The organism is Microbacterium sp. NPDC019599, from assembly GCF_040632175.1.
In the GTDB taxonomy this organism is placed as follows: Bacteria; Actinomycetota; Actinomycetes; order Actinomycetales; family Microbacteriaceae; genus Microbacterium.
The window spans coordinates 261,721-275,041 of the sequence record NZ_JBEYBL010000002.1 but is presented as its reverse complement, the minus strand read 5'-3'; the positions used below and the strand labels follow the sequence as shown (position 1 = coordinate 275,041).

Genomic DNA, 13,321 nt, shown 5'->3' with positions numbered 1-13,321 from the left:
GCCGACCGCGCGGATGCGCACCCTGAGTGTCGCCTTGACGGCGCTCCTGGTCGCCCTCGTCTCGGGATGTTCGGCACCGCCCGCGCCGGATGTCGCCCTCCCTCCGGCGGGCGCTGTCGCCGACTATCAGCTCGGCGGAGCCTACGACCCCGCGCCCGAGGTGACGCTCGTCGTCCGCGACAGCACCGAGGCTCCCGCGCCCGGCCGCTACTCCGTCTGCTACCTCAACGCGTTCCAGACGCAGCCGGGCGAGACCCCCGCCGCCGACCTGCTCCTGACGGACCAGGACGGCGAATCCATCGCGGATCCGGACTGGCCCGACGAGCGCCTCGTCGACATCAGGACGGATGCTGCGCTCGAGCGCGCCGCGGACGGCATCGCCCGCTGCGCCGACGCCGGATTCGACGCCGTCGAGTTCGACAACCTCGACTCGTTCACCCGCTCGGCGGGCCTCCTCGATGCCGAAGACGCCCTGGCCTTCGCCGCGGATCTCGTCCAGGAGGCGCACGCGGCCGGCCTCGCCGCAGGCCAGAAGAACACCGCCGAACTCACGGAGCACGGCCACCGGACGGGCTTCGACTTCGCCGTCGCGGAGGAGTGCGACGTGTTCGAGGAGTGCGCGGCCTATACGGACGTCTACGGCGACGCCGTCATCGCGATCGAGTACACCGACGACCTCCGCCGGCCCTTCGCCGAGGTCTGCGCCGACCCGGACCGCCCGGCCACGATGATCCTCCGCGATCGCGACCTCGTCCCCGCGGGCGAGCCGGGACACGTCTTCGAGCACTGCTGAGCCCGGGCGGCGAGTCCGGGCTGCCGACGCTGCCGAAAGGCCAGAAGTTCTGGCATCTCGGCGTCCAGACACCCGAAGTTCTGGCGAATCGGCGGGTCAGCGACTCGGGTCCTATGCCGAAGAGCCGCGGGCGGCGAGCACGGCATCCCAGACAGCATCCGCCACCTCGCGCTTGGTGCCGGACGCCTCGGCCGCGACCTCGTCGCGCGCATCGATGACCGCGACATGGTTGTCCGAGGCCTCGAAGCCCTTGTCCCACCCGACCTCGTTCACGACGAGCAGGTCGACGCCCTTGCGGCGGCGCTTGCGGCGGGCGCGATCGAGGAGCTCCTCCTCGTTCGCGGCGGTCTCGGCGGCGAAGCCGACGATCGTCTGACCGCGCCGCCGCGTCGCGACCAGCCCGGCGAGGATGTCCTCGTTCTCGACGAGCTGGAGCGTCGTGAGCGGCCCGTCCTCCTTGCGGAGCTTCTCGGGGGCGACGTCGGCGACGCGGTAGTCGGCGACCGCCGCGACCATCACGACGACGTCCGCCTCGGCCGCGGCCTCGCGCATCGCGCTCCCGAGCTCGCCCGCGGTCGCGATGCGCGAGAGCTCGATGCGCGGGTGGAGGGATGCTGTCGCCAGCACGCCGTCGTCGACGTGCGCTGCGACGAGCCGCACGTGCGCTCCGCGTGCCGCGGCGGCCAGCGCGATCTCGGCGCCCTGGCGTCCGCTCGAGCGGTTGCCGACGTAGCGGACGGGATCGATGGGCTCGCGCGTGCCGCCGGTCGAGACGGCCACGACGAGGCCGGCGAGGTCACCCTCCGCCGACGCGAGGGCGAGTGCGGAGGCGGCGATCTCCTCAGGCTCCGACATCCTTCCCGGCCCGCTGTCGCCGCCGGTGAGGGGTCCGTCCGCCGGCCCGACGACGTGCACGCCGCGGCTGCGGAGCGTCTGGATGTTCGCGACGGTCGCGGGGTGCCGCCACATCTCGGTGTGCATCGCGGGCGCGACGACGACGGGAGCGCTCGTCGCGAGCAGTGTCGTGCCGAGGAGGTCGTCGGCGAGTCCCGCCGCCATCGAGGCGAGCGTGTTGGCCGTCGCGGGGGCGACGACGATGAGGTCGGCCTTCCGGCCGAGAGCGACGTGCCGCACCTCCGAGACGTCCTCGTGCACCGACGTCGTGACGGGATTGCGACTGATCGCCTCCCACGTCGTGAGTCCGACGAACCGCAGCGCGTCCTCGGTCGGGATGACGTGCACGTCGTGGCCTTCGAGCACGAGGAGCCGCACGAGCTGGACCGTCTTGTACGCGGCGATCCCGCCTGTCACGCCGACTACGATGAACATTCCCCGATCCTCCCACGCGGCGCGCTCCGCCAGGCGGTTGGCCGGGTGCGCGGCGCTGCCGATGGGCCGCGAGAAAGCGGCATCCCGAATGTGCACCGTCATCCTCCAGGTCCCCGAGACCGCGGGCGAGCCCACGCGCGTGCTCGCCGTGCGCGACGAGGACCCGGCCCGCGCGTGGGACCCGCTCGGCCCGTGGTGGCCCGAGGCGCACCCCGGCGTCGTCGGGGTGCGCGATGCACGCGCCGGGGGCGCGTGGCTCGCCGCCGATCCCGCGCGAGGGCGGCTCGCCGTGCTGCTCAACCGCGCCGACGTGCCCGACCTGCCCGAGGACGGCCTGCAATCGCGCGGGGGAGTCGTGCTGGACGCCGTCGACGGGCGCTCGCCCGGACAGCATCCGCCGACCCATGGGTTCAACCTCGTCGAGGTCGACGGATCCGGAGCGCGCGTCACGACGTGGGACGGCGTCGAACTGCGCAGGGCGGAGCTCGCGCCGGGAACCCACATGATCGCGCACGACGACGTGGACGACCACGCGACGCCGCGCATCGCGCGCTGGCTCGCGCCCTTCACCGCCGCGCACGGGGCACCGGCGACGGATGCCGCGTCCCCAGCGATCGAGGACCTCCCGGCTTCCCCTGCCGGCGGTGAGCCGCTCGACTGGTTCGCGCCGTGGGTCGCCCTGCTCGAGGAGTCCGCGGCGCTCGAGCCGACCGACGACGACGCGATCATCCGCGACAACCGCCCGCTGGGCTATCCGACGCTGTCACTCCTCGTGTGCCTCGCGTCGGTCGGGCCGGACTCGATCGACCTGGCCTACGGCGCGCTCGACGAGCCCGGCCACTGGAACCCGCTGCCGCTGGTCTGAGGCGTCATACGGCCCGAGCGGAATATGCCGGCCGGTAGAATCGGGCAAACCCCGCACCCCGTCGGCTGCTGCCGTGCACCGTCGCAACCTCGAGGATCCCGCATGACCCGCATCTCAGACTCCGGACTCTCCATCGCCGTCGTCGGCGCCACCGGCCAGGTCGGCACCGTCATGCGCGAGATCCTCGCCGAGCGGTCGTTCCCGATCCGCGAGCTGCGGCTGTTCGCGACGGCCCGCTCGGCGGGAACGTCGGTCGAGTTCGCGGGTGAGACGGTCGTCATCGAGGATGTCGCGACCGCCGACCCCTCCGGCATCGACATCGCGCTCTTCTCGGCCGGTGCGACCGGCAGCCGCGCGCACGCGCCCCGCTTCGCCGATGCCGGCGCCGTCGTCATCGACAACTCGAGCGCGTGGCGCATGGACCCCGAGGTCCCGCTCGTCGTCAGCGAGGTCAACCCGCACGCGATCGCCCAGGCGCACAAGGGGATCATCGCCAACCCCAACTGCACCACGATGGCCGCGATGCCGGTCCTCAAGGTGCTCGACGCCGAGGCCGGCCTCGAGCGGCTCATCGTCTCGACGTACCAGGCCGTGTCGGGCTCGGGTCTCGCGGGCGCGCAGGAGCTCCTCGGCCAGGTCGAGGCCGTCGTCGCGCAGCCCAATGCGATCGACCTCGTCCACGACGGCTCAGCCGTCGACTTCCCGCAGCCGGAGAAGTACGTCGCGCCCATCGCGTTCGACGTCATCCCGCTCGCCGGCAGCCTCGTCGACGACGGCCTGAACGAGACCGACGAGGAGAAGAAGCTCCGCAACGAGAGCCGCAAGATCCTCGAGCTGCCTGGCCTCCGCGTCGCCGGCACGTGCGTGCGCGTCCCCGTCTTCACCGGGCACTCCCTGAGCATCCACGCCGAGTTCGGGCGCGACATCACGCCCGAGCGCGCTCGCGAGCTGCTCGCCGTCGCACCCGGTGTCGCGCTCGAGGAGGTCCCGACGCCCCTCCAGGCCGCGGGCAGCGACCCCAGCTACGTCGGCCGCATCCGCGCCGACCAGTCGGCGCCCGAGGGCAAGGGCCTCGTGCTGTTCATCAGCAACGACAACCTCCGCAAGGGCGCCGCCCTCAACGCCGTGCAGATCGCCGAGCTCGTCGCGGCGAACCTCGGCGTCAAGGCCTGACGCACAGCATCCCGCTCGCCGCGTTCGCCTCCGTGGAACGCGGGGTTCTGCGGCATGCCGCGGTGCATTCGACGGAGACGAACCGAGCGGGCCGAGCCGGGTCCGGCCTTTCCGCGGCGGCAAGAAGTGCGTTCTTTGACGGATGCCGGAGCCCCCGGCGGGCGGGAGCCCTCGGCGCGCCGCCTAGAATCGTCAGGTGACAGAGACCGTCGACGTCGTGCTCATCGGTGGCGGCATCATGAGCGCCACCCTGGGTACCCTCCTCTCCGAACTGCAGCCCGACTGGAAGATCGTCGTCTACGAACGGCTCCATGACGTCGCGCTGGAGAGCTCCAACGCCTGGAACAACGCCGGCACGGGGCACGCGGCGCTGTGCGAGCTGAACTACATGCCGCAGGGCTCCGACGGCACCGTCGATCCCGCGAAGGCCATCGCGATCAACGAGCAGTTCCAGCAGAGCCGGCAGTTCTGGGCCTCTCTCGTCGAGAGGGGCGTCCTCGACGCGCCCAACACGTTCATCAACTCCACGCCGCACATGACGTTCGTCCGCGGCGAGAAGGACGTCGAGTACCTCCGCAAGCGCTACGAGGTGCTCAAGCAGGAGCCGCTGTTCGCCGGCATCCAGTACAGCGAGGACTCGCGCGTCATCAACCAGTGGGCGCCGCTGCTCATGCAGAAGCGCCGCGCGGGCGAGCCGTTCGCCGCGACGCGCGTGCCGGCCGGGACCGACGTCGACTTCGGCGCGCTGACGCGCCAGCTCTTCGACGGGCTGCGCGAGCGCGGCGCCGACATCGTCACGAACCGCGAGGTGCGCCGCATCAAGAAGCAGGCCGACGGCACGTGGCTGCTCAAGTGGCGCAACTCCGTCGGCCGCACGCCGGGTGAGGTGAAAGCACGCTTCGTCTTCGTCGGCGCGGGCGGCTGGGCGCTCAAGCTCCTGCAGCGCTCGGGCATCCCCGAGATCTCGGGCTACGGCGTGTTCCCCATCGGCGGGCAGTTCCTCAAGACCTCCGACCCGTCGCTCGTCGCTCAGCACCAGGCGAAGGTCTACTCGCAGGCCTCCGTCGGGGCTCCGCCCATGTCGGTGCCGCACCTGGACACGCGCGTCGTCGACGGCGAGGCATCCCTCCTCTTCGGACCGTTCGCGACATTCAGCCCCAAGTTCCTCAAGAACGGGTCGATGCTCGACATCGTGACGCAGGTGCGGCCCGGCAACCTGTGGCCCATGCTCAAGGTCGCGTGGGACAACCCCAGCCTCATCACCTACCTCGTGGGCGAGCTGCTGAAGAACCACGCGAAGAAGGTCGACAGCCTCCGCACCTTCGTGCCGACCGCCAAGGATGCCGACTGGGAGCTCATCCAGGCCGGGCAGCGCGCTCAGGTCATGAAGAAGGACCCGAAGAAGGGCGGCATCCTCCAGTTCGGCACGGAGGTCGTGACAGCCGCCGACGGCTCGATCGCGGGCCTGCTGGGCGCGTCTCCGGGCGCGTCGACGGCCGTGTCGATCATGCTCGGCCTGCTCAAGACGTGCTTCCCCGACAACATCGCGCAGTGGGAGCCGACGCTCAAGGAGCTCATCCCGAGCTACGGCGAGACGCTCAACCCGAAGCCCGAACGGGCCGAGGAGACCCTCAGCGAGACGGCGGAGGCGCTGGCCCTCACGGCCTGACGCCTCGCGCCGCTACGCTGGCCCGATGGGGCTCAGCACGCTCGCCCGCGCCGCGTCCGCGGCCGTGCTCGCGCTCGCCCTCGCGGCGACGCCCGCTGCCGCGGCGGGGGCCGCGGCATCCCCGATGCCGGTCGCGGCGGCGCCCGTCGCGACCGCGGAGGCCGCGGCATCCGGAACCCTGGCGGACGCCGTCGGCACGGCCGCGCGCGCGGATGTCGACGACTTCCGGTACGACTCCCTGACGGCCGACTACTGGCTCGTCCGCTCGGTCTCGGGCCAGTCGCAGCTCTACACCCAGGAGACGATCGTCGCGAGGTTCCCCGAGTTCGACCAGAACAAGGGCATCGTGCGCCGCATCCCGAAGTCGGACTCCGGTATCGACCTCAACACGGCCGTCGTCAACGTCACAGCCGGGGGAGGGACGCCCGTCCCGTGGTGGACCGAGCAGGACGAGGACGACATCTACGTCCTCACGGGCGACGACACCTACGTGCACGGACCGCAGACCTACGTCATCTCGTACACGATGAGCGACGTCGTGCTCCGCTACGCCGACACCGGCGCCGACGAGTTCTACTGGGACGTCGTCGGCGAGGACCACGCGCAGCCCTTCGATGCGGTGACGGCGCGCGTGCACATCGCGGGCGACGCCGCCGACGGGCTCATGTCCGGTCGCGTCTACTGCTACCGCGGCCCGGTCGGGTCCACCAATCGCTGCGAGATCAAGGGTCCCGAGCTCGACGAGGCATGGCCCGACGACGTCGCGGGATGGGCTCTCGCACTGAGCGGACGGGATGCCGAGGAATCCGCCGTCGTGTTCACGGCCACCGATGCCTTCCTCGCGCCCGAAGAGGCGATGACCGTCGCGATCGGCTTCGCGCAGATGACCTTCGCCGCCCCCACGCCGCCCCCGCCCCCGCCGTATCCGTGGTGGGAGTGGATCCTCCCCGTCCTCGCGCTCATCGCCGGATTCGGCGGGCTCGTGTTCATCCTCGTCATGAAGGCGTTCCTGCGCCGCAATCCCGACGATTCGCCCGTCATCGTGCAGTACACGCCGCCCGTGGACGAATCGCCGACACTGTCCGCGGGAGTCCTCGGCGTCCCCGCACGCGCCCTCGCGGCCCACGTCGTGGATCTGGCGGTGCGCGACAAGGTCGAGATCACGGCGAAGGGCGGCCGTGACGAGCCGGACGACTTCAGCGTCGTCCTGCGCGACGGGACCGGCCTCGAGCACGACGACCGCCGGATCGTCACGACCCTGTTCGGGAAGGATGCCGCCCCCGGCGACCGCGTCGACCTCGGCGAGTTCGCGGCCAGGCCCCCCGTCCGCGCCGTGACCTACGTGCGTCGGATCGACGACGCGACCGTGGACCGCGGCTACCGCAGCAAGACCCCCGGGTGGATCGGCGCCGTCCGCGGCGCACTGCAGTTCGGCGGATTCATCGTCGCGATGGTCCTCATGTTCTTCGTCGACGCCGTCCCGTCCGTGCTCACGGACCTGGGGCGGGTCGGCGGCTGGATCTACACGCTGTCCATCGTGAGCGGCTTCGGCGCCTTCATCGTCCTGCCGTTCTTCGGGCTGCCCAAGACGGCCCTCACGCGGGCGGGCGGCATGCACAAGACGTACCTCGAGGGCATCCGCGAGTACCTGCGCCTCGCGGAGGAGGACCGCCTGCGCGCCGCGCAGTCCCCGCAGACGGCCGATCTGGTCTCGAGCGGCAGGCGCCCGTTCGGCGACGCGCCGAATCGGGCCGGCGTCGACGTCGTGAACCTCTACGAGCGGCTCCTCCCGTACGCCGTGCTGTTCGGCATGGAGCGCGAGTGGATCGACGTCATCCGCTCGGCGTCGCCCCTCGAGGCCACGACATCCCGGCTCGCACTGTTCGACTCCGTGTGCTCGGACTCCCTCGCGGACGCATCGCGCTCGATCGGCCGCCTCGCCGCGACCCCCGTCTCGAGCGGGAGCTCCTCCAGCTCGTCCGGCTCGTCGTTCTCCAGCAGTTGGTCGTCGTCGGGCGGGTCGAGCGGCGGGGGGTTCTCCGGCGGCGGCGGTGGCGGCGGCGGGTTCGGCGGCCGATGAGGCTCTGGTCGCTGCATCCGTCGATCCTCGACAGGGCCGCGCTCGTGGCGTGCTGGCGCGAGGGGCTGCTCGCGCAGAAGGTCCTGGCGGGCGGCACGCGAGGTTACACGCGCCATCCGCAGCTGGAGCGGTTCCGCGCCGCGCCCGATCCGCTCGAGGCCGTCGGCCACTTCCTCGAGGCGCTGCGCCTCGAGGCGACGGCGCGCGGCTACCGCTTCGACGGCTCGCGCATTCAGCGGACGGATGCTGTCGCCCCCGGCATCCCCGTCACCGACGGCCAGCTCGCCTACGAGCTGTCGCACCTGCGCGACAAGGTCGGCCTCCGCGACCCGGGCTGGCTTCCCCGCCTGCCGGTCGTGGCTTCGGCGTCTCCGACCTTCAGGATCGTCCCGGGCGGGATCGAGACGTGGGAGAGGGTGCCCCCGGGGCGCCCCTAGACTCACCTGGTGGCCAAGCTCTACTTCCGCTACGGGGCGATGAACTCCGGCAAGTCGACCGCGATGCTCCAGGCCGCCTACAACTACGAGGAGCGCGGCCAGCACGTCCTCCTCGCCAAGCCCGCGATCGACACGAAGGGCGCCGACGAGATCTCCAGCCGCCTCGGCGTGACGCGCCCGGTGGACTTCCTGGTGGGGCCCGGCGACGACCTGCGCGCACTCTTCGCGGAGCACCGGGTGCGCGTGCAGCGCGAGGCCGCGGCATCCCTCATCCCGGAATCGGACGAGCACCCGGTCGACGTCGCGTGCCTTCTGATCGACGAGGCGCAGTTCCTCACGCGCGACCAGGTCGACGACCTCCTGCGGATCGTCGTGCTCGACGGCGTGCCCGTGCTTGCGTACGGCATCCGGACCGACTTCCAGACGCAGGCCTTCCCCGGATCGCGGCGGCTGCTCGAGCTCGCGCACTCGCTCGAGGAGCTCAAGACGATCTGCCGCTGCGGCCGGAAGGCGATCTTCAATGCGCGCCTGGTGGGCGGGCGCTTCGTCTTCGACGGCGATCAGGTCGCGATCGACGAGCTGTCGACCGAGCGCGTGACGTACGAGTCGCTGTGCGCCGAGGACTACCTGCGCGCCTCGGGCGGCCGGCTCGGCTGAGGCCTGGCGCCTCGGTGCAGGGTGCGCGGTCGCTTCGGCGCCTTGCCGCGCACGAACTCCTCAAAATCCAGCTCGATCGGCGCCTGTGGCCGCCGTCCGGCGTGCGCGCCGTGATTCTTGCTGAGTTCGTGCACGTCCTCCGGGGCTACGCGGTCGCCTCGGCGCTGCGCCGCCGCGGCGGGCGGGGGATGAGCATCGACGTCGCGCGCTGGTACTCGGCGTAGGCGGGGTACTTGGACGCCGTGATCGACTCCGTGAAGACGGTCGATCCGATGAACAGCAGCGTCAGCAGCGCGGCCCCCGCGATCGTCCAGTTGGCGGCGCCGCCCCAGAACCCGAGGCCGGATGCCACGGCCGCCGTCGCCCCGATGGCGTAGAAGACCCACCACTGGGCCTGCTCGAAGAAGAAGTTGGGGTGTCGGCTGAAGCGGAAGAGTCCTGTCGTGACGAACCCGGGCTCGAGGGTTCCGCCCGCGGCCTTCTTCGCCTGATGGAACTCCCACTGCTGCTGATCGGCGACGTACTCGCCGACCAGGAGCGCGGCGAACAGCAGCGCGAAGGCGGCATCCCATCCCGTGAACGGCGACGGGTTCTGCCACGCGATGAACGCGGGAAGCGTGATCAGGACGAGGAGGGCGTTCTGGTACAGGACGATGAAGAAGAGGTTGAAGAGCTGGAACTGCCACGGCTTCATGCGCCCGCGGAGGACCGCCCAGCGGTAGTCCTCCATGCCCGTGTAGCCGCCCTTGCGGGCGAAGTTGAACGTGAGGCGGGCGCCCCACGCGGTGACGAGGAGCGCCATCACGACGAGGCGCACGGGGTCGCCGCCGGCTGCGCCGACAAGCCAGTCGCCGGGCTCCGTGCCCGCCGACACGGCGTCGCCGGATGCGCTGCCGATGATCCCGGAGACGGCGAAGATCCAGACGTAGACGACGGGCGCGATCGACCACAGACGGTCGACCCATGAGGTGTCCTTCGTGACGAGGGAGGCGATCCAGCAGAACGCGCAGACGGCGCCCGCGACGATGAGGACGAGGGTGAGGGGGGTCATGCCCCTCAGATTACGTTGAGGGTTCCCACGCTTTGCATGGTCTGACCACCGCGTGTATTGTGGTCGGACCACAAAGATGAGGAGTTGCCGTGGCAGACGACGTCGCCCAGGCCCCGGCTCGCGCATGGCGAGTCGTGCTCGACAAGATCGAGACCGATCTGCTCGAGGGACGGCTCACTCCAGGCGACCGCCTCGCACCCGAGCGCGAGCTCTCGGCGACGCTCGGCGTCGGCCGCTCCAGCGTGCGCGAAGCGCTGCGCGTCCTCGAGGTCATGGGCCTCATCAAGACGGGCACGGGCTCGGGGCCGACCTCCGGCGCCATCATCATCGCGACCCCGCGCGGCGGCCTCGCCGCGCTCCTGCGCCTCCAGGTCGCGGCGCAGGGGTTCCCCATCGCGGATGTCGTGGCGACCCGTCTCCTGCTCGAGCAGTGGGTCGTCGGCACCCTCGCGGTCGATGGCGAGCACGACCTCGCGGCCGTGCGCTCCACGCTGACCGCGATGGACGACGACGCGCTCTCGACGGAGGAGTTCCTCGCGCTCGACGCGCAGTTCCACCTCGCACTGGCCGACGCCTCCGGCAACGCCGTCGTCGGCGCGTCGATGGCGGGCCTGCGCACCTCGATCGAGTCGTACGTGCAGGCGGGCGCCCGGAGGATCCCCGATTGGGATGCCACGGCCACGCGCCTGCGCCGCGAGCACCACGACCTCATCCGCGCCATCGACTCGGGCGAGGCCGACCTCGCCCGTTCCCTCGTCCACGACCACATCACCGGCTACTACGCCGCCGCGGGCCTGACCCGCGACTGAAGGAAGGACCCCGTTCCATGGTGACCCGGCAGCTGCCCGTCCCGTCCGAGCTCCTCGAGCTCATGAGGTTCAAGAAGCCCGAGCTCAACGGCAAGAAGCGCAGGCTCCAGGGCGCCCTCACGATCGCCGACCTCCGGACGATCGCCAAGCGCCGCACGCCCAAGGCCGCGTTCGACTACACCGACGGGGCGGCCGAGGGCGAGCTGTCGCTCGCCCGCGCCCGCCAGGCGTTCGAGGATGTCGAATTCCACCCGTCGATCCTGCGTCCGGCCGAGCGCGTCGACATGTCCACGACGATCCTCGGCGGGCCGTCGGCCCTGCCGTTCGGGATCGCGCCGACGGGGTTCACGCGGCTCATGCAGACCGAGGGCGAGATCGCGGGCGCGTCCGCGGCCGGTGCCGCCGGCATCCCGTTCACCCTCTCGACGCTCGGCACGACGTCGATCGAGGACGTCAAGGCGGCCAACCCGAACGGCCGGAACTGGTTCCAGCTGTACGTCATGCGCGAGCGCGAGATCTCGTACGGCCTCGCCAAGCGGGCCGCGGAGGCGGGCTTCGACACGATCATGTTCACGGTCGACACGCCGGTGGCCGGCGCGCGGCTGCGTGACAAGCGCAACGGGTTCTCGATCCCGCCGCAGTTGACGGTGGGCACGATCATCAACGCGATCCCGCGGCCGTGGTGGTGGTTCGATTTCCTCACGACGCCGAAGCTCGAGTTCGCGTCGCTGTCCACGACGGGCGGCACGGTCGGCGAGCTGCTCAACGCCGCCATGGATCCCACGATCAGCTACGAGGACCTCGAGGTCATCCGCGGCATCTGGCCGGGCAAGATCGTCGTCAAGGGCGTCCAGAACGTCGAGGACTCCAAGCGCCTCGTCGACCTCGGCGTCGACGGCATCGTCCTGTCCAACCACGGCGGGCGCCAGCTCGACCGCGCGCCGATCCCGTTCCACCTGCTGCCCAACGTCGTCCGCGAGGTCGGCTCGGACGCGACCATCATGGTCGACACGGGCATCATGAACGGCGCCGACATCGTCGCCTCGATCGCGCTGGGCGCGAAGTTCACGCTCATCGGGCGGGCGTACCTCTACGGCCTCATGGCCGGCGGGCGCGAGGGCGTCGACCGCACGATCGCGATCCTGCGCACCGAGATCGAGCGCACGATGCAGCTGCTGGGCGTCGCGTCGCTCGAGGAGCTCGAGCCCAAGCACGTCACGCAGCTCACGCGACTGCTGCCTCTCGCGGGGGCGCCCGCCGAGGCGACCGCCGGCGGCGCCCCGCGCGTCCGGACCTGATCCGCGCCTCGCCTTGGCGTCGCGCCTCGCCTTCGCCGAGCCTCGCCTTGTCGCCGAACCCACCCTTTCTCGCCGAACCCACCCGCTCTCGCGCTCGGGAGCAGGTGGGTTCGTGTGAAAGAGGTGGGTTCGCGTGAAGAAGCTAGGTCAGGCGGCGACCGCGGGGCGGTGCGGGGCGGCGGGACCACGCAGGGCCGCGCGGCGGCTGAACGCCGGGGTCAGGCCCGGGTGGGCTCGGGCAGGGTCGGGATGAGCCCCTCGAGATAGTCGGCCGTGTCTTCCCAGCCCTCGACGGCGTGACAGTCCACGCCCATCGCGAGCACGGGGTAGTCGTTGCCGTCCGGGTCGAGCCGGTCGCCGACGAAGAGCATGTCGTCGAGGGAGATGCCGGTCTGCTCGGCGAGCTGCCGCATGCCGTACGCCTTGTCGATGCCGCGCTGCGTGATGTCGACGCTCGTCGACCCGCCGGAGCGCACCTCGAGGTCGGGGATGCGCGCGGCGACGGCGGCGCGGAGGGAGTTCTTCTTCTCTCCGGTCGGGTCCCACGCCTTCTTGGCATCCAGCGGCGCGGTCTGGCCGAGCGCCGAGAACGTGATCTGCGAGCCGCGGTCCTCGAGGATGTCGCCCCAGGTCTTCGACTCCCACAGCCCGAGGCGCTTGGCCTCCTGCTCGACGGCGGCCAGGGCGCGCGACTTCTCGTCGCCGGTGAGGCTGTGGGCGTAGATCTTCACGACACCGTCGGCCGAGAGGCGGTAGTACTGCGTGCCGCAGGTGGGCAGCAGGTGGATGCGCGACAGGGCCTCGGCCGAGGCATCCGGAAGTCTGTCGACGACCTGCGTCGTGAACTGGGCGAGCTGCCCTCCGGAGATGATCGCGACGTCGACGCGCTCCGCGAGCGCGACGAGCAGGTCGCCGATGCGGGGGTCGATGGCGCTCTTGGACGGGGCGAGCGTGTCGTCGAGGTCGAACGCGACGAGGCGGGGGTGCGGCATGCGTGGCTCCTGTCTCTGGTGCGGTCTGGCGTATACGACGGAAGGCCCCACCAATACTGGTGGAGCCTCCCTGCTGTCGGGGTGACAGGATTTGAACCTGCGGCCTCTTCGTCCCGAACGAAGCGCGCTACCAAGCTGCGCCACACCCCGTAACAACCCTCCGAGTCT

At 71.1% G+C, this 13,321-nt stretch carries 12 protein-coding genes and 1 tRNA gene; 9 read left to right on the top strand and 4 right to left on the bottom strand.

The window, feature by feature from the left end; genetic code table 11:
* The first annotated feature begins 13 nt into the window (after positions 1-13).
* Positions 14-793, top strand: coding sequence for an endo alpha-1,4 polygalactosaminidase (locus ABZ477_RS04645; RefSeq protein WP_360128594.1), 780 nt, complete (start codon positions 14-16; stop codon positions 791-793).
* Positions 794-904: 111 nt separating this feature from the next.
* Here the strand turns inward: ABZ477_RS04645 and coaBC are convergent, their stop codons facing one another.
* Positions 905-2,122 carry a bifunctional phosphopantothenoylcysteine decarboxylase/phosphopantothenate--cysteine ligase CoaBC gene (coaBC, locus tag ABZ477_RS04640; protein WP_360128591.1) on the bottom strand — a complete coding sequence of 406 codons (1,218 nt, stop codon included), beginning with the start codon at positions 2,120-2,122 and terminating at the stop codon, positions 905-907.
* An 88-nt stretch (positions 2,123-2,210) separates the two neighbouring features.
* Between coaBC and ABZ477_RS04635 the strand changes: the two genes are divergently transcribed.
* From ABZ477_RS04635 to ABZ477_RS04610, 6 genes are all read left to right on the top strand, one after another.
* On the top strand, positions 2,211-2,987 hold the full coding sequence (locus tag ABZ477_RS04635) for an NRDE family protein (protein WP_360128588.1): 777 nt from the start codon (positions 2,211-2,213) through the stop codon (positions 2,985-2,987).
* A gap of 102 nt (positions 2,988-3,089) precedes the next feature.
* The gene (locus ABZ477_RS04630; protein ID WP_360128585.1) at positions 3,090-4,160 is read left to right on the top strand and encodes an aspartate-semialdehyde dehydrogenase; all 1,071 of its coding nucleotides are present in this window, start codon (positions 3,090-3,092) and stop codon (positions 4,158-4,160) included.
* 196 nt (positions 4,161-4,356) lie between these two features.
* The gene (locus tag ABZ477_RS04625) at positions 4,357-5,829 is read left to right on the top strand and encodes a malate:quinone oxidoreductase (protein WP_360128582.1); all 1,473 of its coding nucleotides are present in this window, start codon (positions 4,357-4,359) and stop codon (positions 5,827-5,829) included.
* Between the two features lie 25 nt (positions 5,830-5,854).
* Positions 5,855-7,909 (top strand): DUF2207 domain-containing protein, encoded by a 2,055-nt coding sequence (locus ABZ477_RS04620; RefSeq protein ID WP_360128579.1) that lies wholly within the window; start codon positions 5,855-5,857, stop codon positions 7,907-7,909.
* A complete protein-coding gene (locus ABZ477_RS04615) occupies positions 7,906-8,346 on the top strand; it encodes a pyrimidine dimer DNA glycosylase/endonuclease V (protein WP_360128576.1) in 441 nt (146 codons plus the stop codon). Before ABZ477_RS04620 ends, ABZ477_RS04615 begins: the two co-directional genes overlap by 4 nt.
* 9 nt (positions 8,347-8,355) lie before the next feature.
* On the top strand, positions 8,356-9,003 hold the full coding sequence (locus tag ABZ477_RS04610; RefSeq protein ID WP_360128573.1) for a thymidine kinase: 648 nt from the start codon (positions 8,356-8,358) through the stop codon (positions 9,001-9,003).
* Positions 9,004-9,148: 145 nt separating this feature from the next.
* Here ABZ477_RS04610 and ABZ477_RS04605 read toward each other — a convergent pair whose 3' ends face one another.
* Positions 9,149-10,054, bottom strand: coding sequence for a DUF1295 domain-containing protein (locus ABZ477_RS04605; RefSeq protein ID WP_360128570.1), 906 nt, complete (start codon positions 10,052-10,054; stop codon positions 9,149-9,151).
* Positions 10,055-10,143: 89 nt separating this feature from the next.
* Here ABZ477_RS04605 and ABZ477_RS04600 point away from each other — a divergent pair, with 89 nt between their 5' ends.
* Both ABZ477_RS04600 and ABZ477_RS04595 read left to right on the top strand, forming a co-directional pair.
* Positions 10,144-10,863, top strand: a complete 720-nt coding sequence (locus ABZ477_RS04600; protein WP_360128567.1) for an FCD domain-containing protein — start codon at positions 10,144-10,146, stop codon at positions 10,861-10,863.
* 17 nt (positions 10,864-10,880) lie between these two features.
* The gene (locus ABZ477_RS04595; protein ID WP_360128564.1) at positions 10,881-12,161 is read left to right on the top strand and encodes an alpha-hydroxy acid oxidase; all 1,281 of its coding nucleotides are present in this window, start codon (positions 10,881-10,883) and stop codon (positions 12,159-12,161) included.
* 218 nt (positions 12,162-12,379) lie between these two features.
* On the opposite strand, the gene ABZ477_RS04590 is transcribed toward ABZ477_RS04595, so the two are convergent.
* Positions 12,380-13,153, bottom strand: a complete 774-nt coding sequence (locus ABZ477_RS04590) for an HAD-IIB family hydrolase (RefSeq protein WP_360128561.1) — start codon at positions 13,151-13,153, stop codon at positions 12,380-12,382.
* A gap of 76 nt (positions 13,154-13,229) precedes the next feature.
* Positions 13,230-13,303: transfer RNA gene (locus ABZ477_RS04585), tRNA-Pro, on the bottom strand.
* Between the last annotated feature and the right edge of the window lie 18 nt (positions 13,304-13,321).

Coding starts and splice junctions, on each gene's coding strand:
- ABZ477_RS04645 (WP_360128594.1), top strand. CDS start 14: ATGCGCACCCTGAGTGTCGCCTTGACGGCGCTCCTGGTCGCCCTCGTC.
- coaBC (WP_360128591.1), bottom strand. CDS start 2,122: ATGTTCATCGTAGTCGGCGTGACAGGCGGGATCGCCGCGTACAAGACG.
- ABZ477_RS04635 (WP_360128588.1), top strand. CDS start 2,211: ATGTGCACCGTCATCCTCCAGGTCCCCGAGACCGCGGGCGAGCCCACG.
- ABZ477_RS04630 (WP_360128585.1), top strand. CDS start 3,090: ATGACCCGCATCTCAGACTCCGGACTCTCCATCGCCGTCGTCGGCGCC.
- ABZ477_RS04620 (WP_360128579.1), top strand. CDS start 5,855: ATGGGGCTCAGCACGCTCGCCCGCGCCGCGTCCGCGGCCGTGCTCGCG.
- ABZ477_RS04615 (WP_360128576.1), top strand. CDS start 7,906: ATGAGGCTCTGGTCGCTGCATCCGTCGATCCTCGACAGGGCCGCGCTC.
- ABZ477_RS04605 (WP_360128570.1), bottom strand. CDS start 10,054: ATGACCCCCCTCACCCTCGTCCTCATCGTCGCGGGCGCCGTCTGCGCG.
- ABZ477_RS04595 (WP_360128564.1), top strand. CDS start 10,881: ATGGTGACCCGGCAGCTGCCCGTCCCGTCCGAGCTCCTCGAGCTCATG.
- ABZ477_RS04590 (WP_360128561.1), bottom strand. CDS start 13,153: ATGCCGCACCCCCGCCTCGTCGCGTTCGACCTCGACGACACGCTCGCC.